Consider the following 19,569-nt stretch of genomic DNA (forward strand, 5'->3'; position numbering starts at 1 on the left):
CGCATCTGCGGTTCGTCCATGCGGCTATTCTTCGAAGCGACTCGCTTCGTCACGATCCCGTTCGTATCGTCGCTTGAGCGGAAACGGCGGCAACCAGGATTCGCGGCGTATAGTCCAACTTTCGTATGTTGGCACCAGTTGGTCGGGCGCATCCAGGCATCCGAGGTTCACTTCGATTTCGTCTGCGGTGCGTCCGAAAACGGTCGAGCCGCAGCGGGGACAGAAAAACCGCCCGCGGTAGTCGCGTGTTTCGCCATCGATCGTCACCGCATCCTGAGGGAAGATCGCGGAAGCGTGAAACAGGGCCCCATGATGCTTGCGGCAGTCGAGACAATGACAGAGGCCGACCCGGTATGGTCGTCCCGACGCCACAAATCGCATATTGCCGCACAGACAGCCGCCTGTGAATCGATCCATATTGCGCCTCCTCCAAATCAAGCGTTGCAGCGCTGACGTTGACCAGCGCCACGAGGGGCGCGGCCTGTCGCATATCGGTCGGGTAGAATGTGACGGGCTGGTTCGCGTTGCAACGTCAGATCGGGGCCAGTGAGGGCGCTAGGTCTCGCGCGACACCGTCAACCCGTCGCGCGCGGCCAGCTCCCCAACCGCCAGCGTCGGTCCGAAATCCACATAATCCTCCCGCACCAGGTTGCGGAAATCCTCGCTATGACGCCGGTTGCTCGGCCGGCCGCGCCTCTTCGAGACCAGACCGTCGGCGCCGGCCATGTCATAGGCCTGCAACAGCCGGTGCACCTGGCTGCGGCTGAGACCGAGCAACGCGGCCGCCTCGACGATGGTCAGGTCCCGGCCATCTGCGGACTGGTCACGGGCTGGCGGCTACCGCGTCCCGTCACGCAATGTTGACGCGCTGGGTTTCCTCCGGGGCGCATCGGGGCTTGTATTCCCGGAGGTTCGGCGCGATCCTCTCCGCTATGAAGCGCTGGTCTGTCCGACAGCTTGGCCTGTTGCTCCTCGCGACCTTCGTCGCCGCGGGGATGGGCCTGTCGATCGCTCAGGCGAGCGGCATGGCTGCGAAGATGGCGACTATGTCCGAGATGGCCATGTCGGACCAGGGCGACTGTCAGGGTTGTCCCGACCAGCCCGGCGGGTTGAAGGCGATGGCCTGCGGCAACGTCTGCGCCGCCCCTGCCGTCGCGCCGCTCCCGATAGCGACGCTCGTTCCGATTGGCGAGAAGCCCGCTTCTGCAAGTGTCCGCGATCCTCTCCTCGTTGGCAGGGGGTTGCAGCCCGACCCCGATCCACCACGAACCTCCGACATCGGCTGAGTTGCGGCGGTCGCGACCAAGCGACAGCGCCGGTCAAGCGAACGCGTGCGCATTGAGGCTCATGCGTTCCGTCATCGACGATGATCGGAAGGATCGAATGTGAATAGCGAATCCCATTGTCTCGTGTCTCGCCGGGGTCTGCTTCAGGCGGGCGCGGGCCTTCTGCTGGCGAGTGCGCCGGCACCGTTCCCCGCGCGGTCCGCGCCATCCGACGGCTACCGCATCGTTGCCGCGCCCGCCCGCGCACGACTTCGTCCGGATAAGCCGGAAACGGATGTCTGGACATACAACGGAACGGTTCCGGGCTCGGTCCTGCGCCTTCACCAGGGCGAGCGCGCTCGCCTAGTCGTCGAAAACCGCCTGGACCAGGAAACGACGGTCCACTGGCACGGCATCCGGCTCCTGAACGCCATGGACGGGGTCCCTGGATTGACGCAGCCGCCGATCAAATCCGGCGAGACCTTCGTCTACGAATTCACGCCGCCGGATGCGGGAACTTTCTGGTATCACCCGCACGCGAACAGCCTCGAACAGCTCGGCCGCGGCCTCGCCGGAGCCGTGATCGTCGAGGATCGTGAGCCCGTCGCTGTCGACCGTGACCTTCTCTGGCTCCTATCCGACTGGCGGCTAACGGACGGAGGAGGGATCGCCTCCCGCTTCGGCAATCGGATGGAGGCGGCGATGTCCGGCCGGGTCGGCAACACGGTGACGCTCAACGGCCGGGCCTCGGCGGCAGAGCCTTTCCGGGCGGGCGAGCGCGTCCGCCTGCGCCTCGTCAACGCGTCGCTCGCACGGATCATGGCCCTGCGTTTCGAGGGGCATCGACCGATGGTCGTTGCGATCGACGGCCAGCCCTGCGATCCGCACGAGCCGGAGCACGGCCGCATCCTTCTAGGCCCGGCCATGCGCGTCGATCTTGTCCTCGATCTGGAGGGCGAGCCGGAGCGGCGCTACGACGTCATCGATGACTTCTACGATGGTCTGTCCTACCGGCTGACGCAGATTGCCTACGACGAGCGGCCGGTCCGCGGACACTCTCTCGACGGACCTGTTGTACTGACCCGCAATCCCTTGCCCGAGCCCGACCTCACCTCGCCAGAGCGCCACACGCTGACCCTCCAGGGCGGCATGATGGGCATGGGCGGAATGTCGGGCATGCGCGGGATGATGGGCAGCGGCATGATGGGTGGTGGCGGTGGAATGATGGGCATGGACCACGGCGCGGCCTGGGCAATCAACGGCCGGGCGATGACCGGCGACGGCCATGCCGGCATGGAACCTGCGCTCACCTTCAAGCAGGGCCGCAGCGTCGTGCTGGAACTGCGCAACGAGACCGCCTGGTGGCACCCGATGCACTTCCACGGCCACAGCCTCAAGGTGCTGAGCCGCAACGGCAGGGCCGTGCCGCACCGCCAGTGGCAGGACACGGTATTGATGGCTCCGAAGGACGTTGTCGAGGCCGCCTTCGTCGCCGACAATCCCGGCGACTGGATGCTGCACTGCCATGTCATGGACCACCAGATGTCAGGGATGATGACTGTGCTGCGCGTCGCCTGAACAAGCAGAACTGCTCAAGGAGAACTGAAATGAACCCTTCACTCCGCTTCGCCAGTCTCGCCGCTCTCATCGCCTTCGCCACGCCGGCGCTTGCCGATCCGCTGCAGGCGACGCTCTATAAGAATCCGCAATGCGGCTGCTGCGAGGGCTATGCCGCCTATCTCCGCGAGAACGGCTTCAACGTCGACGTGAAGCCGACTAACGACCTTCTCGAGATCAGTCGCAAGGCGGGCGTGCCGGAAAACATGCAGGGCTGCCACACGATGTTCATCGACGGCTACGTGGTCGACGGGCACGTCCCCGTGAACGTCGTCCGCAAGCTTCTCAAGGAGAAGCCCCCGATCGCCGGCATCACCCTGCCGGGCATGCCGATGGGCTCGCCGGGCATGGCCGGCACAAAGACCGAACCGTTCGTGATCTACACCGTGCCGAAGGACGGCAAGGGACCGGAGGTCTACGCGACGGAATGAACAAGATGGACATCGACACCGCTAGGACCTCTGCGCCGTCGGTCGCTTCTGCTGCTGGGCGCTGTAGGTCTCGCCGGACTTCACCGATGGTAGCGGACAGCAGCGCACGCTTGCGGCCTTCCGCTGCAAGGTCGTTCTCCTCAATGTCTGGGCGACCTGGTGCCTGCCATGCCGCAATGAGATGCCGACCCTCGACCGGCTGCAGGCGGCGCTGGGTGGCGACGGGTTCCGTCGATGGTAGAAGGAAAAGCGGGAGGCGTCGCCACCGTCATGAACAAGGGGAGTTCGCGATGACGTATCCAGTGCGTGTGGTGCGGCTGGCGAAGACGGTTCCGTTCTCAGTGCTGGGGATTGCCGCGATCGGGTTGGGGCTTATGGCAGGATGGCCATGGTTGGCCGCTCGGATGGCGAACGGCGAACCCTCGGCCGAGACCATCGCGCTCGGCAAGAGACTCTACGCCAAACACTGCGCCGTCTGTCACGGAGCGAACCTCGAAGGGCAGCGCGACTGGAAAAGCCCACTGCCTTCCGGACGCATGCCCGCGCCGCCGCACGACGCATCCGGCCACACCTGGCATCATGCCGACGGCATGCTCATCCGCATCACCAAGGAAGGACCGTCAGCGGTTGTTGGTGGGGGCTACGAAAGCGATATGCCGGGGTTCGGAAAGATCATGAGTGACGAAGAAACCCGCGCCGTGCTCGCCTACATCAAAAGCACCTGGCCGGAGCAGGAGCGGGCCTATCAGGCGGAAATGAGCCGCCAGGAGCGGGAAACAGCCCAGTGACCGAGCGTGTGCATATCACTATCTCGGCCGAGCGCTGCCCTCGTACATGAACGTCATCGGCTTCGGCCCGCGCATGTAGCCGGTGTCAATGCGATCGATGCCGAAGCCGGCTCCTTCGATCATCGATTGGATCGGCCTATTGAGATGGCAGCCGCCGCTGATGCGCCGCCAGACTGGCGTGAGGTTATCCTGCCACCAGCGCACGCCGCGGTCGGGGGACAGCCCGTGCTCCACGAACAACAGCTTGCCTTGCGGTCTCAGCACCCGGCGCATTTCGCAGAGCGCCGCGGCCGCCTCCGGAATCGTGCACAGGGTCCAGGTCGTCACGACCGTGTCGACGCTGTTGTCGTCGAGCGGGATCGCTTCCGCCGAAGCCTCGATGAAATTCACGGGCATCTCCACATGCGGAACCCGGCGGGCCATCGCGAGCAGGTTTGCGTCAGGTTCGAGCGCCAGAACTTCCCGGACGACCGGAGGGTAAAAGGGCAGGTTCAGACCCGAACCGCTGCCGATTTCAAGGACGCGCCCCTCGGCCGCGCCGACCACGCGTTTGCGATAGGGGTGCAGGCGCTCGTTACGCATGGAAAGATCGCAGAGCTTGGGCAGGATGCTGTCGCGATAGATACCCACGGGCGTCCTTTCGAAATGAAGCCACTGTACACGCGCGGCGGCCTACGTTAGGCGAGTTAAGCTTTTGATCTGCCTCCGGTCTTCCGACGGCCACCTGTCAGGCTGCCTGATGAGCGGTCGCTCCGTGCAGTTCGATGTGTTTCAGAGTTCCGCTTCAGTTTCGGCCGTAAACGACGCCGGGCACGATTCCATTCCACGATAATCCATACAGCGATATGAGCAGGCCATGGCTTCACGCTCCAACGCGGCTGTACAGTAACATGCGCAGGGTCGTTGGCGTAGGGCATCAGTCGAGCGGTTTGTAGCCTGCGGGGCGGGAAGGGCCCGGCCTTTGGATCAACAGGCCGAGACAGTTTGCAGTCGCCAACGAAGACCATGTCGGTTACTGGTCGTCTCTGGTCTCGTTGCCATGCGGGACGGGCCCGCATCCTTCTTGGGGGGCACGAGCATTGTCCGCTTCAGCTACATGGCGTGAGTTGCCGTGAGGCCAATGCCTCCAGCGGCCATCCAGATTGCCATGCCAATCATCATCAGGTTTTCTGTCAGCGAGATGAACCCGAGGGGAACGTTGCTCGAGCCACCGACGCAGGCGCACTTCAGCTCACGCTTGTCGATATAGACGGCCTTGAAGACCGACGCGGCTCCTACCGTACCGATGAACATCGCGACCGGGACCGACAGCCAGTTCAGAGCGCCCGCCGCCATGAGCACGCCAGCCAGTCCCTCGGCATAAGGATAGATGTAGCTGTACGGCACCCAGCGCTTTGCCAGGAGGTCATAGTTCAAGAACATCGTCGCAAAGCTCTCGACGTTCTGGAGTTTCATCATCGCCAGAACGACCATCGAAAAGGCGATGAACCATTCGGCTGCGCGCAAGGTGAATGGCGTTCCGATGGCGGCTTGGCTCGCCGCCATCGCCGTGAGTGCGGTCAGCGTGAACAGCACGATAACCGGGCGGTAGGTAGTCGCTTTTGGATCGGCGACGGGCTTCCCGAGAAAACGGCGCAGGTCGTCGTAGCCGCCGACCCGCTTGCCGTCGATGAAGACCTGAGGCGTCGTCGGCACGCCGTGCTGTGCCTTGAAAGCGTCCGTCTCCTCGCGGGTGGTCAGGTGATGGTCATCCACCTCGTAGCCTGACCGCTGCAGCAGGTCCTTGGTCTTCAGTCCGTAGGGGCAGGTGTGGCTTGGCATCACCATCCGATACAGGATGGCCTTCTTACCGAGACTCTGCGGATTGGTCTTGTCCAACATCTTTCACTTCTCCTCGTTCTTGTGAAATCGTTGGCAGCACTATAAGTTCCGTACCATGGTACGGAGTCAAGACCCTCAAGAACTGACGATCGGGAAACTTGCGGCTGCGGGAGGCGTGGGTGTTGAGACCATCCGTTTCTATCAGCGCAAGGGGCTGCTGACGACGCCGAAGCGGCTGGAAGGCGTTCGCCGTTATGGCGGCGAAGACGTGCGCCGGCTACGTTTCATCAAACAGGCGCAGACGGCGGGTTTCACGCTGGAGGAGATTCGGGAGCTCATGGCGCTGGATGCGGGGGAGAACCGATCGGCCGCGCGGGAGCTGGCGAAGAAGAGACTTGAGCAGCTCGACGCCAGGATCGGAGAGCTTAATCGTGCTCGGGAAGCGCTCCGGAAGCTGGTGTCCGAATGCGCAGAGGATAAAACGGGGCCGTGTCCGATCCTGGCTACCTTCGGAGTGTGACCTCGGCCAGATGAAAGGTGCGCTTCAGTTCACGATAGATCGTCGAGCGATGCCGACCGAGTTGGCGGGCGGTGTCACCGACAGGAACCTTGCGTTCCATGAGCTGATGCAAACGTCGGCGATCCGAAAAGGGTGAGCTGCGAATAACAGGGCGACATCCGGGTCCAGCTTTTGCCGCGGTTAATGATACTGCAACCACTCCGGTGAATTTTTCAACATATACACTTTACGCGAGTTACTGAACGCTGATGATATGTCATCTGTAGGGCATCTGTCCAAAAGTTGCTGTTGAGGTTGTGCATGGATGTCGTGAGCTTGGATCACTTTGCGCCGTGTGTCGGAGAGGGATTTGATATCGACATGGGCACGGGGTCGCTGGCGCTGACTTTGGCCGAGGCTAGCCCGCTGCCGGTTCAGAATCTTTCATGGCTCCGGCGCACCCCCTTTTCCCTGTTGTTCCGCAGCGGCTCGCTCATCGTGCTGCCCCAACGGACATACCGGCTGAAACATGCCCGGCTCGGATCGATCGAGGTGTTTCTTGTGCCGGTTGCTCGCGACCGGAGCGGCATCCTCTATCAGGCGATCTACAATTGATCCGCACGCCCGCCTGAACCCTCGATGCGCCAGCGCATGCGAAAGTGCGTCTCGCTTTCCCCGTCCTCGATAAAGCCCAAGCGACGATAGAGCCGCCGCCCCCCAGAATTGTCACGGGCGACATGGAGCGAGATGCGGGATGCGCGCGTCTCGCTGGCATTCGACTGCAGCCTCGTCAGGAGAGCCGTGGCAATGCCCCGGTTTCTGAAGGATGGCAGCAGGCTGATGTCGAGAATGTGCCAGGTGTCGATGTTTCGATCGATATAAAGGCGACCGGCCGGCGCAAGGCCTTCCTGAATCAGGAGAAAATCCGCCCTGGGGAAGGCGGCGAGATAATGGCGGTGCTGGAGATCGAACTGGCTGTCCAGGAACTCCTGCCGTTCATCCGAAGTCCAGGGAATCGCGGCCAGTTCATCGAGCCTAAGCGTTCGATAAAGCTCTCTCAGGAAAGGAATGTCGGAAGACGAGGCGGGGCGCACCCCCATTTGCGCCAATGCTTCCTTCCCCCAGTCGCTGGCTGGGAAATCCGGGAGAGGGAAGCCCCTGCCCATCGTCATCCGCCAAACGAAGGGTACTCGCCTGCAAGCGCGATGCTGAAGTTGACGGCAAGGTAGGGCTGCTGGTTCTCGTGGGCCTGGCTGCCGCCCGCCGGCCCGATCATGGCGGGCGCGAATTGCGCGTCCGGTTCCGCGCCGCTCGCAAATGGCGAGCTCGACGTCGGCGAAGCGAGCGAATTACCCGTGCTTGGCGAGGCGGCCCGTTTGCTCGGGTCATTCTGGTTATAGACCGTGAAGGCATGTGTGTGGGACGGCATCTGCGTCAGGGTCAGCGTGACGGCTGCCTCTCCGAAGGTGTCACCTGCGACACGCGGGGTCAGCCCGATGCCGGTGCCCTGGCTGCAGGCGGCGCGTGCGGCGAAGTTCGGCAATTGGAAGGTCGTGTGGCCGTCGCCGCCGTACTCCGTTCCGAGCAAGCTGAACAGTGCCGAGTTCTGCTGAATCGGCAACAACGCGCCATTGCAGAAGGCCCAGCCGCGCGGCGCGAAATTAAAGCCGAAAAGCTGGATTTCGCCGATGAATGGTGTGGTCATTATCGTGTCCTCGCAAGGAGTAGGGCAGGGGTGCGGTGGACCGTCGCCCGGTCAACTCGGGCTTGGGTAAATCCCGGCCCAGGCGATACAGAATTGCGCGGCAAGCGTCGGCATCGTGTTATCATGCGGAGAGGTATAGCCGGCCGCGCCCGTCGAGGCGGGCGAGGTGACGAACGGAGACGATCCGCTGGTATCGGTGACGTAGAGCGTGTCGCCCGTAAGCGCGCCGAGCTCGACCGACGTCGAGATCGAGGATTCGGTTGCCGGCGATGTCGTCGCATTCATGGCGTGCCCATGCGAAGGTATCTGGCTTGGCAGCAGCGTGACGTTTTCCGAGCCGCCGATCTCGCCGATCATTCGCTCGGTCAGACCCGTCCCCGTACCGTAGTGCAAGGGCACGCGTCCGGCGAGATTGGGGACGGCAAAGGTTGTCACGCCGTCGCCGCCGTAAATGGTTCCGATGAGCGTAAACAGGTCCTCGTAGACCGAGATCGACCACTTGGATCCATCGCAAGGCAGCCAGCCATTGGGGACCTTTGGGAAGCCGAACAGACGGATTTCTCCGACGAAGGGTTCACTCATCACCGCTTCTCCTGTTGCCAGAGCGCAATGCGCTCCCATCCGTTCGCGCCACCGCTCTACCTGTTTGTCTTCGCCGCATTTGTGCGACCACAGGTGATTCCACCTGACTGCAAAATGCTTTAGCCTCGCGACGGAAAGATGCCGGCAATCGCGACGCAGAAGTTGATGACGCCATAGGGCTGCATGTTCGCGTGGGGCTGCCCCCCGCCCGTTGGAGCCGCCGTATTGCCGGAAAGCATCACTTGCGGCCCGCTCGCGGGGCCGTAAATATCGGCGGAATTCGTGCCGAAGAGATCGTCCGTCGGATTGCGTCCGGTGCCGTTGGCGGATGTGCCGTTTGCCTGATGCGCATGCGTCGGCAGTTGGTCGAGCGAGAGCGTAACGCTCTCGGATCCGCCGAATTCGCCCAGAACAAAGGGTGTCGGATTCCAGCTCGAATCGGCGGAGGTGCCGATGCCGACGGGGGTGCGCCCCTGCAGGTTCGGCAATGCGAAACTGGTTGTCCCATTGCCGCCATAGGCGGTTCCAAACAGCGAGAAGAGGGCGCTGTTCTGGCTGATGGGTAGCAAGCCGCCGTTTGCCAGTGCAAAGCCGCGTGGCGCGAATTCGAATCCTGCCATCATGATCTGCCCCAGAAAAACCTCGGCCATGGTCATGCCTCCGCACCGTCATGTATTCCAGGTTGTCTAATGGCGTGCATCTTCTCCTGTTGGATGCGTTCTTTCAAGCCGTGCTCCTCGGCCTTGGTAAAAAACTCTTAAGCGGCGTCTCACTCCCGGATTCATCCAGGAGTGCTATTGCGCAAATCAACGCACGTCATTATAGCTCCAAATACATGTTTCGGTTGTGAATTTTTAATTAAGCGCACGCTGAGATAGCTGGCGGGGGAAAAGATGCATCACACCGGCTTGCCGCACCGGGCCACCGGACGCCGCATGATCGTCGCTGTCTGGACGGCACTTCTGGTCTTGGGGTTCATCGTCTTTCTGGCTCACAGGCCCGCCGCGGCTGCGCCATCGCCGAACTGCGGTCCGTTCAATGTCAGCGTCACCCATGGCGGTTCGGTCGTCATCGATGCCAGCATGTGTGACGGGCCGGACGATTTTGGGATCGGTCTCTTGAAGACCCCTCCTTCTCACGGCACGGTCACGATAGACACGATAGCGACCCAATCGGTCACCTATACGCATTTCGGCGGCAGCGACACGGCGACGAGCGACAGCTTCGTCTTCGACGACGGCCTCGGAAATGACGTTCAAGTCAACGTCACAATCGGCGCCGCCCCGACGATCACCATCAGCCCGCCGACGCTCCCATCGGCGACGGTGGCCAGTGCCTATAGTGAGACGATTTCTGCCAGCGGCGGCACGGCGCCCTATACCTTCGCGGTTACTGCCGGAGCGCTTCCCTCTGGCCTGAGCCTGTCCTCGGCCGGCATTTTAACCGGTACGCCGACGGCGGGTGGAACGTTCAACTTTACGGTGACCGCGGCGGATGCCGGGTCCGTTTCCGGAGCGCAGGCCTACACGCTGACGGTCGCTCCGCCAGCGATGACATTGCCGGCAACGGCCCTTGCAGACGGAACCGTAGGAACCGCCTATTCCGGATCGCTCAATTCTGCCACGGGGGGGGCCGCGCCCTATACTTATGCGCTGACGAGCGGAGCGCTGCCGACCGGATTGGCGCTTGGCGCCGCCAACGGACAAATCACCGGCACGCCGACCTCGCCGGGAACGTTCAACTTCACCGTCACGGCAACGGACAGCAGCACGGGCACGGGGCCGTACACGGCTTCCAACGCCTATGCGATTACCATCGTCGATGCGATCCCCGTAGCAAATCCGGTCTTTGCGATCGTTGCCTATGGCAGCGGCGCTAACCCGATCACCCTCAACATAACCGGGGGCACGGCGACATCCGTGTCCATCGCCACGGCACCTCTACACGGCACGGCGATCGCCTCGGGGACCAGCATCACCTATCAGCCCGCAGCGGGCTATGGCGGAGCAGACAGCTTTACCTATACAGCGAGCAACGGCACCGGAACCTCGGCGCCGGCAACGGTCAGCATCACGGTTTCCGACCCGACCCTTTTGATCACCGCCGGCGGCTCGTTAACCGCCCAGATCGGCACGGCCTACAGCCAGACATTCAGCGCTTCCGGTGGGGCGGCACCCTACAGCATTGGCGTCACCGGCTTGCCAGCCGGCCTGGCGGTAACGGGAACCTCCACCACGAGCGTCACGGTCTCCGGCACGCCGAGCGAGAGCGGCAGCTTTGGCCTGACCGTGACCGCCACCGACAGCAGTACGGGAACCGGCCCGTTCAGCGCGGCGCAGCCATTTACCCTCACAGTTTCCGCCCCGACGATCGCCATCTCGCCATCCTCGGGCACCCTGAACCTCGCTTATGCGACGACGTTCACCCAGACCTTTGGCGCCAACGGCGGTACCGCTCCCTACAGATTCTCGCTGACCGGCACTCTGCCCACCGGCCTGTCCTTCGACACAGCGACGGCGACGCTTAGCGGCACGCCGGTCCAGACAGGTACCTTTTCTATTTCGGTGACGGCCGAAGACAGCTCATCCGGAACCGGTGCGCCGTTCTCGGATACCGCGAACTACGTGCTGCAGGTCGGTGCGCCAACGATTGCCATCGATCCTGCGACGCTGCCGAATGCGACCGCGGGCACCGCTTACAGCGCGACATTGTCGGCATCCGGAGGCGTCGGACCCTACGGTTTCGCGCCGACGGCAGGGACATTGCCGGCCGGGCTGTCGCTCTCTTCGGCCGGCGTGCTCTCAGGCGTGCCGACGGAGTCGGGAACATTCGGCCTTACCGTGACGGCAACCGACGCGAATGGACAAACGGGGGCGAGAGCCTACAGCCTGACGATCGGCACCGGCGGGCTCAGCATTTCGCCGACGACGCTGCCCGCGGCCACTGCGGGTGTCGCCTATAGCCAGGCGCTGACGGCGAGCGGCGGTGTCGCGCCCTATAGCTTCAGCGTCACCGGCGGCGCCCTGCCGGCAGGCGTGAGCCTGAGCGCCTCCGGCCTGCTCTCGGGAACCCCTACGTCCGCAGGGTCCTTCAACTTCGACGTGACCCTAACAGACGCGACCGGCGGCACGCCGTCGACGACGACGGCATCCTATACGCTCGCGGTCTCCAGTCCGACCATCACCATTACACCCGCGACGATCGCGAACGGCGTCGCCGGCCACTCCTACAGCCAGTCGCTGACGGCGAGCGGCGGCACTGCACCCTACACCCTCAGCATCGGCGCCGGTGCCTTGCCCGCGGGGCTATCTCTGGCGGCTGGCGGGGAGATATCCGGAACGCCGACAACGGCGGGTAGCTACAGCTTCACTGTCGTTGCGACGGACGCGCAGAATTTCACCGGGTCGGCTGCCTACAGCGTAACCGTCGCCGATGCAGTACCGGTTGCCAATCCCGACTCGGCAACCGCCGTCGCAGGTCAATCGGCGACGATCGATGTAACCGCCAATGACGTGGGGGCGATCTCGTCCATCGAGATCGTCCAGGATCCGGCGAATGGCAGCGCCGCCTTGAGCGGCAATTCGATCGTCTATACCTCGGAGGCATCGTTCGGCGGGACGGATACGCTCACCTACCGGGCGCTTGGGCCAGCGGGCAGTTCGTCGGCCGCGACCGTCACGATCGAGGTCAATCCGCGTCCGATCCCGCTATCGCGGCGCATCGATGTCGTGATGGGCAGTACGGTCACCATCGATCTTGCGGCCGGTGCCAGCGGAGGGCCGTTCACCGGCGCCTCGTTGATTTCGCTGTCACCGCCGGATGCCGGAAGCGCGTCGCTATCCGGTCAGCAATTGACCTTTACCGCCGACCCGGAATTCGAGGGCGCGGCAACGGCGACATTCACGCTCAGCAATGCCTTCGCAACGTCCGAGCCGACGGCAATCTATCTCGATGTGTCCGCCAGGCCCGATCCGACGCTCGATGCCGAGGTGATGGGCATATTGAACGCGCAAACGGCGGCGACGCGCCGCTTTGCAACGACGCAGATCACAAATTTCCATCAGCGGCTCGAGGCGCTGCACGAAGCCGGCGGGCGAGGGGGTGAACCTGCGGACGGCGTCAGCTTCTTCCAGGGCATTGCCCTTTCCTTCGCGGATGCCTGCCGTGGTCGTGAAACTACACTCAGGCCCGAAGAATGCGGAGGAGGGCAGGTGACGCCGGGGAACGCTCCGTTCCAGGCCGCGCTCGCCGGTGAGGCGGCCGGTGGGTCTGCGCAGCCAAAAGCAACGAAGGTGACGATCTGGACCGGCGGTTCGATCAATGTCGGTGATCGTGATGGCGGGGATGGCTTCGAGTTCGAGACGACGGGTTTGAGCGGCGGCGTCGATTACCGGTTTAATCGCGATCTGGCGATCGGCGTCGGCCTCGGCTATGGCCATGACGACAGCGACGTCGGCAACAACGGAAGCCGCAGCAAGGGGGACAGCTACACCGCTGCGATCTACGGCAGCTACCTGCCCGCAGAGAACTTCTTCATCGATGGCTTGCTTGGATATCAGTGGCTGTCATTCGACTCCAAGAGATATGTGACATCGACCGGGGACTTCGCATTTGGAGAGCGGGATGGCAAGCAATGGTTCGCCTCGGTTTCGGCCGGTGGGCTTTTCGACGTCCAGGGTCTGCACCTTTCGCCCTATGCCCGGCTCGACGTCGCACGCGCCACGCTCGACGCCTTTACCGAAAGGGGAGATCCCTCGACGGCCCTCCGTTATGGCGAACAGGACATCACCACAACGACAGGCAGTCTGGGAGTGACGATGCGTTACGACCAGCCGACGAGCTTCGGCATCGTCTCGCCGGAACTGCGTCTCGAGTACCAGCATGACTTCGGGGGGGACAGCGCGGTCACGATGAACTACGCCGATATCTTCAGCGGTCCCACTTACCGCAGTTTCATCGATGGTCTCGATCGCGACCGCTTCATCGTCGGCGTGGGCGCCAATATTAAAACCTTGCAGGACTTCGCGATCCGCGTCGAATATCGGGGCATGCTCGGTATCGAAGGCGATACAGACCACGGTGTGCTTCTCAACGTGTCGAAGCAGTACTGAAAACGCCGGGGCAGGCCGGCGCCTCGCCGTGCGGACAGCGGCAACTCAAACGGCCTTCCTGTCTCGGTGCAGACACGCAGGGCGCTCACACCGTCGGCAAGCAGGCGGCCGGCGATCTGCTCCGGCGACCAAAGTGCCTTCAGCTGCTCAATGACCAGTTCGCGTAATTGAGGGTGGCGGCTGAGCTTGCGCAGCCGTCGTCGACGCTCCTTTGAGATGTCGTTGGCGATGCCGCTGTAATAGCCGCTGTATTCCGGAAACTCGGCATCATGGAAGGTATTGCGCTTCAGTTCACGATAGATCGTCGAGCGATGACGGCCGAGCTGCCGGGCCATCTCACCGACAGGAACTTTGCGTTCCACGAGCTGATGCAAACGTCGGCGATCGGAAAGGGTGAGCTGCGAATAGCAGAGCGACATCCAAAAATCTCCAAGGAACAAGCCTTTGTTTTTATTGGCATGTCGCACTTGGAAATAGAATGTACCCGGCTACATGATTTGTCACAGCTATTTAAAGATGAGACAAAGTAGTCAACTTAGAAATGCGACATCATCCTATTCCTGACTACTGCGTTTGCAAGTGGATATATTTACAACGTACGTAGACGCAAGCCGCCGGCCGGGTGGAGCTGGTCAGGGTTGCGCAGCCCGGTCGGCGGCGGGTGGCTCCAGCTGCAAGATAAACTTTAGCTTTGACATCCTCATCACTCCGCCGCTTTCAGCCGTGCAAGGGCTTGCTGGCGCTTGGCGATGACCACCGGATCCTTGGTAAAATCCGTCTTGCGGCCAGGCTTCGTGCCGCGCTTTTGGTAGCCATTGCTTTGGCTGCCGTCGCGAATGCCGAACATATGGTCGGTCTGGCCGGTGCGGCGCGGTCCGCCCTTGCTGCGCTGTTGCTCTCGTCCGGCCTGCATCTCGGCCACCAGCGCCAACACCTCGTCAAGGCGCTTGTTCTCGACCACCTCGCACCGGTGCACCGAGCGCAGCGTGTCGAAGGTTCTATAGGGCAGGGACGTCCCCTCATGGGTGATCTCGAGGCGGCCGTCGGGATAATCGCAGACAATGAGCTTCTGGCCGGCGAGCGCCGTGGCGAAATCCGTCGGATCAAGGAGGAACATCACCTTGTCATAGCGCAACGTCAGCGACTGCGACAGCTTGCGGATCTCCTTGCGGCACATGGCGCCATCGAGGTTCTCATGCGCGGCAAACGGCCGATGCATATCCTTCGGATTGCGCGCCGCCTTGCCAAAGCGACGATTGAAGTCGGCCATGAACTCCGGCGCGTAGGCATTGGCCGCCGCGATCGTGTCGATGCCGCGCAGCCGCAGTTCCTTGACGAGGCGATCCTGCAGCGTCTGGTTGGCGCGCTCGACGCGGCCCTTGGCCTGCGGGGTGTTGGCGCAGATGATGTCGATGTTGAGCTCATAAAGGGCCCGCCCGAACTGCGTCAGGCCACTGGTCCTGTCCTTCTTGGAAGCATGGGTGGTGCGGAAGATGCCATGCTTGTCGCTGTAGAAGGCGATCGGCTTGCCCCATTGCTGCAGATAGGCCTTCGTCGCGTGCAGATAGTCGAAGGTGTTCTCCGAGGCCGCAAAGCGTAAGTGCAACAGCTTGCCGGTGGCATCGTCGATATAGACGAGCAGGGCGCATTTGGGGCCGCGGTTCTCGAACCACCAATGATGCGAGCCATCGATCTGGACCAGTTCGCCGAAACAATCGCGCCGGCCGCGCGGCTGAAAAACCCGCTTCTTGCGCTCGCGTCGCGACGCCCAGATGCCGGCTTCCATCATCCACTGACGCAGCGTCTCCTTGCTGACCGCTATCCGGTGGCGTTCGACGAGCTTCTCGGCCGCCAACGTTGGGCCAAAATCCACGTAATGCTCACGCACCAGGTCGAGCACCAGGTTGCGGAAATCCTCACTGTAACGCCGATTGCTCGGACGGCCGCGCTTCTTCGAGACCAGTCCGTCGGCGCCGGTCAGGTCATAGGCCTGCAACAGCCGGTGGACCTGACTGCGGCTAAGACCGAGCAACGCGGCCGCCTCGACGACGGTCAGGCTGCCACCGCGAATCCGCTGGATCAGTTCAAGACGATGCAATTCCTTCTGCGACATGGTGATCAAACAAGACATGACGACTCCGAACGCTCATGGTCTCAACCACGCATCACGTCGCCAGTCTTCCTTCCAAACGTTGACGTTTGAGCAGCATCCCAAGAGGCGACGACCGTCGCATCTCTAACTGGCTCATATGTCGCATCTCTAAAATGCCGCTACATGATTTTGTCGCATAAGATAGATTATGGAACTAACCTGTGCAGGCGCGAACCGACGAAAACCACAGTGAATCAGTGGATTGGAGGAAGTCTCTGATACAGGACTTCATGCGTCTTCCGCCGTCGGCCGTTCTATATCGAACTCCAGGCGCATCATGTCGTAAGCCGGTTCCACATGGTCCGGCGTTTCGCCGCACACGGTTTCGTAATCCATTGGCACATGCATGTGCGTGAGCACCGCACGCTTCGGCTGCAGCCGGTTGATCCAGCTGAGCGACTGCACCAGGGACAAGTGACTCGGGTGGAACTTGTACTGCAGCGTGTCGATGACGAGCAGATCGAGCCCGGCAAGTTTCTCGATCGTTTCTGCCGGAAAGTCGCTGACGTCGCTGCAATAGGCAAAATCGCCGATCCGAAAGCCGAGAGAATGAACGTTGCCGTGAAATTGCATCAGCGGCGCGAACGAGATCGGGCCGCCGGCGCCGTGGATGGTCAAGGGTGGCAGGTCGTCCGGAATGACATAGGGTTCGACGATCGGCGGATAGCCGCTCCCAGGTGGCGACTCGAGGCAGTAGCGGAAGCCGTCGCGAATGCGGGCCATCGTGGACGCATCGGCCCAGATCGGCACGCGCCTGCGATTTTCGATGACGAAACCGCGGAGATCGTCGATTCCGTGCAGATGGTCTGCATGGGCATGGGTATAAAGCACGGCGTCGATGTGGCGTACATTGGCCGCGATCATCTGAGCGCGGAAATCGGGGCCGGTGTCGATCACCACGGTCGTCTTGCCGCCGTCCGAGGCAAGCTGTTCTACAAGCAGTGCCGCCCGCATGCGACGGTTGCGGGGGTTCGACGGGTCGCAGGCGCCCCAATCACCGGTGATGCGCGGCACGCCCGGCGACGAGCCGCAGCCCAGAATGGTGAAGGCCCGCCGAAACGCCATTTCAAAGCCTCGGCATCTTCGAGAAGATCCTGAAGGCGTTTTCGGTTGTGATCTCGGCAATTTCCTCCCTGGAGACGCCGATGGTTTGCGCCAGGACCTCGGCCGTGTGCGCCACGTAAGCCGGTTCGTTGCGCTTGCCGCGGAACGGCTTCGGCGCCAGATAGGGTGCGTCCGTCTCCACGATTATCCGATCGCGCGGGACCGTTCTGGCGATGTCTCTCAGCTCTTCGGACTTCGGGAATGTCAGGATACCCGAAAAGGAAACATAACCGCCGAGCTCGACGCCGATCCGGGCGAGGTCTGGACCGGACGAGAAGCAATGCAGAAGGAAGGGAAAAGCGCCCTTCCCCGATTCCTCGGATAGAATGGTGGCCATGTCGTCGTCGGCCGACCTGCTATGGATGACGAGCGGCAGCCCCGTCGTTCGCGCTGCCGCGATATGCCGCTTCAATCCCTCCGCCTGCGCGTCGCGCGGCGCGTTGTCGTAAAAATAATCGAGCCCCGCCTCGCCGATCGCGACCACCTTGGGATGGGCGGACAGCCGAACGAGGTCGTCGGCGGTGATGTCCAGTTCCTCATCGGCATTATGCGGATGCGTGCCGACCGAGCAGAAGACGTTAGGATATTTCGCGGCAATTGCCAGGATCGTATCGAACCGTTTCACCCGGGTCGAAATCGTCACCATCTGCGCCACGCCTGCCTCGCGCGCCCGCGCGACGATCGCGTCGCGCTCGGCTTCGAAATCCGGAAAATCCAGGTGGCAATGGGTATCGATCAGCATGCTTTCGCCTTACGCTTCCGGTGCCACATAGCGCGGGAAGACCGGCTTGGGCGCTTCGAGCGCCGTCCCGGAAACGAGGCGCCCAGCTTCGCCGAGATGCGCAAAATCGCGGCGATCGGCCGATACAGCGACGAGGTCGAGGAGTTTTCCCGCCGCCTCCGGCATGAATGGCTGCAGAAGGATCGCGACCTGGCGCACGACCTCCGCCGTGACGTAGAGCACCGTTGCCATGCGGTTCGGATCGGTCTTTTTCAGCGCCCAGGGTTCCTGGCCTGCGAAGTAGCGGTCAGTCTCGGATACGACAGCGATGATCGCCGCAAGTGCGCGATGAATGAGCTGCCGGTCCATTTCCGCGCGTGCGGTGTCGATCAGCGAGTCGGCGGCGGCAAGCATCGCCTTGTCCTCGTCCGTCAGCGGACCGCACAGCGGGATCTGGCCGTCGCAGTTCTTGACGATCATCGACAGAGAACGGCTGGCGAGATTGCCGATACCGTTGGCGAGGTCGGAATTGATGCGGGTTGCGATCCCCTCCTCGCTGTAGCTGCCGTCCTGGCCGAACGACACCTCGCGCAGGAAGAAATAGCGGATCTGGTCGAGGCCGAAGTGCTCGACCAGATTGAACGGATCGACCACGTTGCCGAGCGACTTCGACATCTTCTCGCCCTTGTTGAGCAGGAAGCCGTGAGCGAAGATTCGCTTGGGAAGCGGAAGACCGGCCGACATCAGGAATGCGGGCCAATAGACGGCATGGAAACGGATTATGTCCTTGCCGATGACGTGGATGTTCGCCGGCCAGAACTTCGCGCGCGGCCCCGTCGGATCAGTCAGATAGCCGGTGGCAGTGATGTAGTTGGTCAGCGCGTCGACCCAGACGTACATGACATGTGCCGGATCGTTCGGGACCTTGATACCCCAATCGAATGTCGTGCGGGACACGGAGAGATCCTTAAGCCCCGATTTGACGAAGGAGATGACCTCATTGCGCCGCTCGGCAGGTCCGATGAAGTCGGGATTTTCCTCGTAATGCTTCAGGAGCTTGTCCTGGTAGGCGGACAGCCGGAAGAAATAGCTCTCCTCCTCCACCCACTCCACGGGCGTCCCTTGCGCTCCGTAACGTACGCCGTCGTCGCGCAGCTCCGTCTCGTTCTCCTGATAAAATGCCTCGTCTCGAACGGAATACCAACCGGCGTACGAATCCTTGTAGAGGTCGCCCGCCGCGTCCATGCGGATCCAGATCTCCTGCGATGCCTCGTGGTGACGCTTTTCGGTCGTGCGGATGAAATCGTCGTTGGAGGCGTTGAGCAGCCGCGCCATATTCTGGAACTCGGCCGAATTGCGCGCGGCAAGCTCCTGCGGTGAAATTCCTTCCTTCTTCGCCGTCTGCTGCATCTTCTGCCCATGCTCGTCCGTTCCGGTCAGGAAGAAGACTTCGCGCCCGTCGAGCCGCTGGAAGCGCGCCATGGCATCCGTCGCGATCAGCTCATAGGCGTGACCGATATGCGGCTTGCCGTTCGGATAGGAAATCGCGGTGGTGATGTAGAACGGGGACGTATCTCTCATAGCGGGCTTCGGTATCCTCGGGATCGGAACTATGGGTGCTATTAGCGCATAGCCTTCAGGTAGGAAACTGCCGGGGCAAGAAAAAGCCCTCCCCCGTCGCCCGAGGCTTTGAGAAACGGTCCCGATTGACACGAGCCGAAAATCGGAACAAAACAGAAACAAGCTGGATCATTTCGAGACCACGCACTTCCG

The 19,569-nt window shown here is 62.3% G+C and carries 19 protein-coding genes and 4 pseudogenes; 9 read left to right on the forward strand and 14 right to left on the reverse strand.

Annotated features, from left to right (window positions below; all coding sequences use genetic code 11):
- Positions 1 to 24: 24 nt before the first annotated feature.
- Together SINAR_RS0118030 and SINAR_RS0118035 are read right to left on the reverse strand one after the other, a co-directional pair.
- The gene (locus SINAR_RS0118030; protein ID WP_028000378.1) at positions 25 to 417 is read right to left on the reverse strand and encodes a GFA family protein; all 393 of its coding nucleotides are present in this window, start codon (positions 415 to 417) and stop codon (positions 25 to 27) included.
- A gap of 141 nt (positions 418 to 558) precedes the next feature.
- A pseudogene (locus SINAR_RS0118035) lies at positions 559 to 822 on the reverse strand (helix-turn-helix domain-containing protein); the annotation flags it as partial.
- A gap of 74 nt (positions 823 to 896) precedes the next feature.
- Between SINAR_RS0118035 and SINAR_RS0118040 the strand changes: the two are divergent.
- The 5 genes and pseudogenes from SINAR_RS0118040 to SINAR_RS0118055 all read left to right on the forward strand — a co-directional run bounded on the left by SINAR_RS0118040 (position 897) and on the right by SINAR_RS0118055 (position 4,101).
- On the forward strand, positions 897 to 1,286 hold the full coding sequence (locus SINAR_RS0118040) for a hypothetical protein (RefSeq protein ID WP_234710617.1): 390 nt from the start codon (positions 897 to 899) through the stop codon (positions 1,284 to 1,286).
- A gap of 99 nt (positions 1,287 to 1,385) precedes the next feature.
- Positions 1,386 to 2,843: a multicopper oxidase family protein gene (locus SINAR_RS0118045; protein ID WP_028000381.1), complete on the forward strand. Its 1,458-nt coding sequence runs from the start codon at positions 1,386 to 1,388 to the stop codon at positions 2,841 to 2,843.
- 29 nt (positions 2,844 to 2,872) lie between these two features.
- Positions 2,873 to 3,313 carry a DUF411 domain-containing protein gene (locus tag SINAR_RS0118050; protein WP_028000382.1) on the forward strand — a complete coding sequence of 147 codons (441 nt, stop codon included), beginning with the start codon at positions 2,873 to 2,875 and terminating at the stop codon, positions 3,311 to 3,313.
- Positions 3,314 to 3,392: 79 nt separating this feature from the next.
- Positions 3,393 to 3,542 (forward strand): annotated as a pseudogene (locus tag SINAR_RS1000000135500) (TlpA disulfide reductase family protein); the annotation flags it as partial.
- 61 nt (positions 3,543 to 3,603) lie between these two features.
- Positions 3,604 to 4,101, forward strand: a complete 498-nt coding sequence (locus tag SINAR_RS0118055; RefSeq protein WP_028000383.1) for a c-type cytochrome — start codon at positions 3,604 to 3,606, stop codon at positions 4,099 to 4,101.
- 18 nt (positions 4,102 to 4,119) lie between these two features.
- On the opposite strand, the gene SINAR_RS0118060 is transcribed toward SINAR_RS0118055, so the two are convergent.
- Both SINAR_RS0118060 and SINAR_RS0118065 read right to left on the reverse strand, forming a co-directional pair.
- Positions 4,120 to 4,731 (reverse strand): class I SAM-dependent methyltransferase, encoded by a 612-nt coding sequence (locus SINAR_RS0118060; RefSeq protein WP_028000384.1) that lies wholly within the window; start codon positions 4,729 to 4,731, stop codon positions 4,120 to 4,122.
- Between the two features lie 462 nt (positions 4,732 to 5,193).
- Positions 5,194 to 5,982 (reverse strand): glutaredoxin family protein, encoded by a 789-nt coding sequence (locus SINAR_RS0118065; protein ID WP_028000385.1) that lies wholly within the window; start codon positions 5,980 to 5,982, stop codon positions 5,194 to 5,196.
- A 55-nt stretch (positions 5,983 to 6,037) separates the two neighbouring features.
- Between SINAR_RS0118065 and SINAR_RS0118070 the strand changes: the two genes are divergently transcribed.
- On the forward strand, positions 6,038 to 6,442 hold the full coding sequence (locus SINAR_RS0118070) for a MerR family transcriptional regulator (protein WP_028000386.1): 405 nt from the start codon (positions 6,038 to 6,040) through the stop codon (positions 6,440 to 6,442).
- On the opposite strand, the pseudogene SINAR_RS1000000136730 reads toward SINAR_RS0118070, so the two are convergent.
- Positions 6,441 to 6,600 (reverse strand): annotated as a pseudogene (locus tag SINAR_RS1000000136730) (helix-turn-helix domain-containing protein); the annotation flags it as partial. The gene SINAR_RS0118070 and the pseudogene SINAR_RS1000000136730 sit on opposite strands and share 2 nt — an antisense overlap.
- A gap of 142 nt (positions 6,601 to 6,742) precedes the next feature.
- On the opposite strand from SINAR_RS1000000136730, the gene SINAR_RS0118080 reads away from it, so the two are divergent.
- On the forward strand, positions 6,743 to 7,036 hold the full coding sequence (locus tag SINAR_RS0118080; protein ID WP_028000387.1) for a DUF6916 family protein: 294 nt from the start codon (positions 6,743 to 6,745) through the stop codon (positions 7,034 to 7,036).
- Here SINAR_RS0118080 and SINAR_RS01000000133600 read toward each other — a convergent pair.
- The 4 genes from SINAR_RS01000000133600 to SINAR_RS0118100 all read right to left on the reverse strand — a co-directional run bounded on the left by SINAR_RS01000000133600 (position 7,027) and on the right by SINAR_RS0118100 (position 9,358).
- Positions 7,027 to 7,521, reverse strand: a complete 495-nt coding sequence (locus SINAR_RS01000000133600) for a GNAT family N-acetyltransferase (RefSeq protein WP_033057494.1) — start codon at positions 7,519 to 7,521, stop codon at positions 7,027 to 7,029. The genes SINAR_RS0118080 and SINAR_RS01000000133600 overlap by 10 nt on opposite strands.
- 68 nt (positions 7,522 to 7,589) lie before the next feature.
- Positions 7,590 to 8,126 (reverse strand): phage tail protein, encoded by a 537-nt coding sequence (locus tag SINAR_RS0118090; RefSeq protein ID WP_028000388.1) that lies wholly within the window; start codon positions 8,124 to 8,126, stop codon positions 7,590 to 7,592.
- A gap of 51 nt (positions 8,127 to 8,177) precedes the next feature.
- Entirely contained in the window at positions 8,178 to 8,708 is a 531-nt protein-coding gene (locus SINAR_RS0118095) for a phage tail protein (RefSeq protein WP_028000389.1), read from the reverse strand.
- Between the two features lie 119 nt (positions 8,709 to 8,827).
- The gene (locus tag SINAR_RS0118100; RefSeq protein ID WP_028000390.1) at positions 8,828 to 9,358 is read right to left on the reverse strand and encodes a phage tail protein; all 531 of its coding nucleotides are present in this window, start codon (positions 9,356 to 9,358) and stop codon (positions 8,828 to 8,830) included.
- 243 nt (positions 9,359 to 9,601) lie between these two features.
- Between SINAR_RS0118100 and SINAR_RS01000000133605 the strand changes: the two genes are divergently transcribed.
- Positions 9,602 to 13,819 (forward strand): putative Ig domain-containing protein, encoded by a 4,218-nt coding sequence (locus tag SINAR_RS01000000133605; RefSeq protein ID WP_050577517.1) that lies wholly within the window; start codon positions 9,602 to 9,604, stop codon positions 13,817 to 13,819.
- Between the two features lie 59 nt (positions 13,820 to 13,878).
- Here the strand turns inward: SINAR_RS01000000133605 and SINAR_RS1000000135515 are convergent.
- Positions 13,879 to 14,181 (reverse strand): annotated as a pseudogene (locus SINAR_RS1000000135515) (helix-turn-helix domain-containing protein); the annotation flags it as partial.
- Here SINAR_RS1000000135515 and SINAR_RS1000000137820 point away from each other — a divergent pair.
- Positions 14,089 to 14,349 (forward strand): hypothetical protein, encoded by a 261-nt coding sequence (locus SINAR_RS1000000137820; RefSeq protein WP_033057496.1) that lies wholly within the window; start codon positions 14,089 to 14,091, stop codon positions 14,347 to 14,349. The pseudogene SINAR_RS1000000135515 and the gene SINAR_RS1000000137820 sit on opposite strands and share 93 nt — an antisense overlap.
- 173 nt (positions 14,350 to 14,522) lie before the next feature.
- Here SINAR_RS1000000137820 and SINAR_RS0118115 read toward each other — a convergent pair whose 3' ends face one another.
- The 4 genes from SINAR_RS0118115 to metG all read right to left on the reverse strand — a co-directional run bounded on the left by SINAR_RS0118115 (position 14,523) and on the right by metG (position 19,377).
- Complete coding sequence (locus SINAR_RS0118115; RefSeq protein WP_027999112.1) at positions 14,523 to 15,950, reverse strand: ISNCY family transposase; 1,428 nt, start codon at positions 15,948 to 15,950, stop codon at positions 14,523 to 14,525.
- A gap of 249 nt (positions 15,951 to 16,199) precedes the next feature.
- Complete coding sequence (locus SINAR_RS0118120) at positions 16,200 to 17,036, reverse strand: MBL fold metallo-hydrolase (protein ID WP_028000391.1); 837 nt, start codon at positions 17,034 to 17,036, stop codon at positions 16,200 to 16,202.
- Position 17,037: 1 nt separating this feature from the next.
- Positions 17,038 to 17,817 (reverse strand): TatD family hydrolase, encoded by a 780-nt coding sequence (locus SINAR_RS0118125; protein ID WP_028000392.1) that lies wholly within the window; start codon positions 17,815 to 17,817, stop codon positions 17,038 to 17,040.
- A 9-nt stretch (positions 17,818 to 17,826) separates the two neighbouring features.
- Positions 17,827 to 19,377 (reverse strand): methionine--tRNA ligase, encoded by a 1,551-nt coding sequence (gene metG, locus SINAR_RS0118130; RefSeq protein ID WP_028000393.1) that lies wholly within the window; start codon positions 19,375 to 19,377, stop codon positions 17,827 to 17,829.
- Between the last annotated feature and the right edge of the window lie 192 nt (positions 19,378 to 19,569).

The organism is Sinorhizobium arboris LMG 14919 (assembly GCF_000427465.1).
Classification (GTDB): Bacteria; Pseudomonadota; Alphaproteobacteria; order Rhizobiales; family Rhizobiaceae; genus Sinorhizobium; species Sinorhizobium arboris.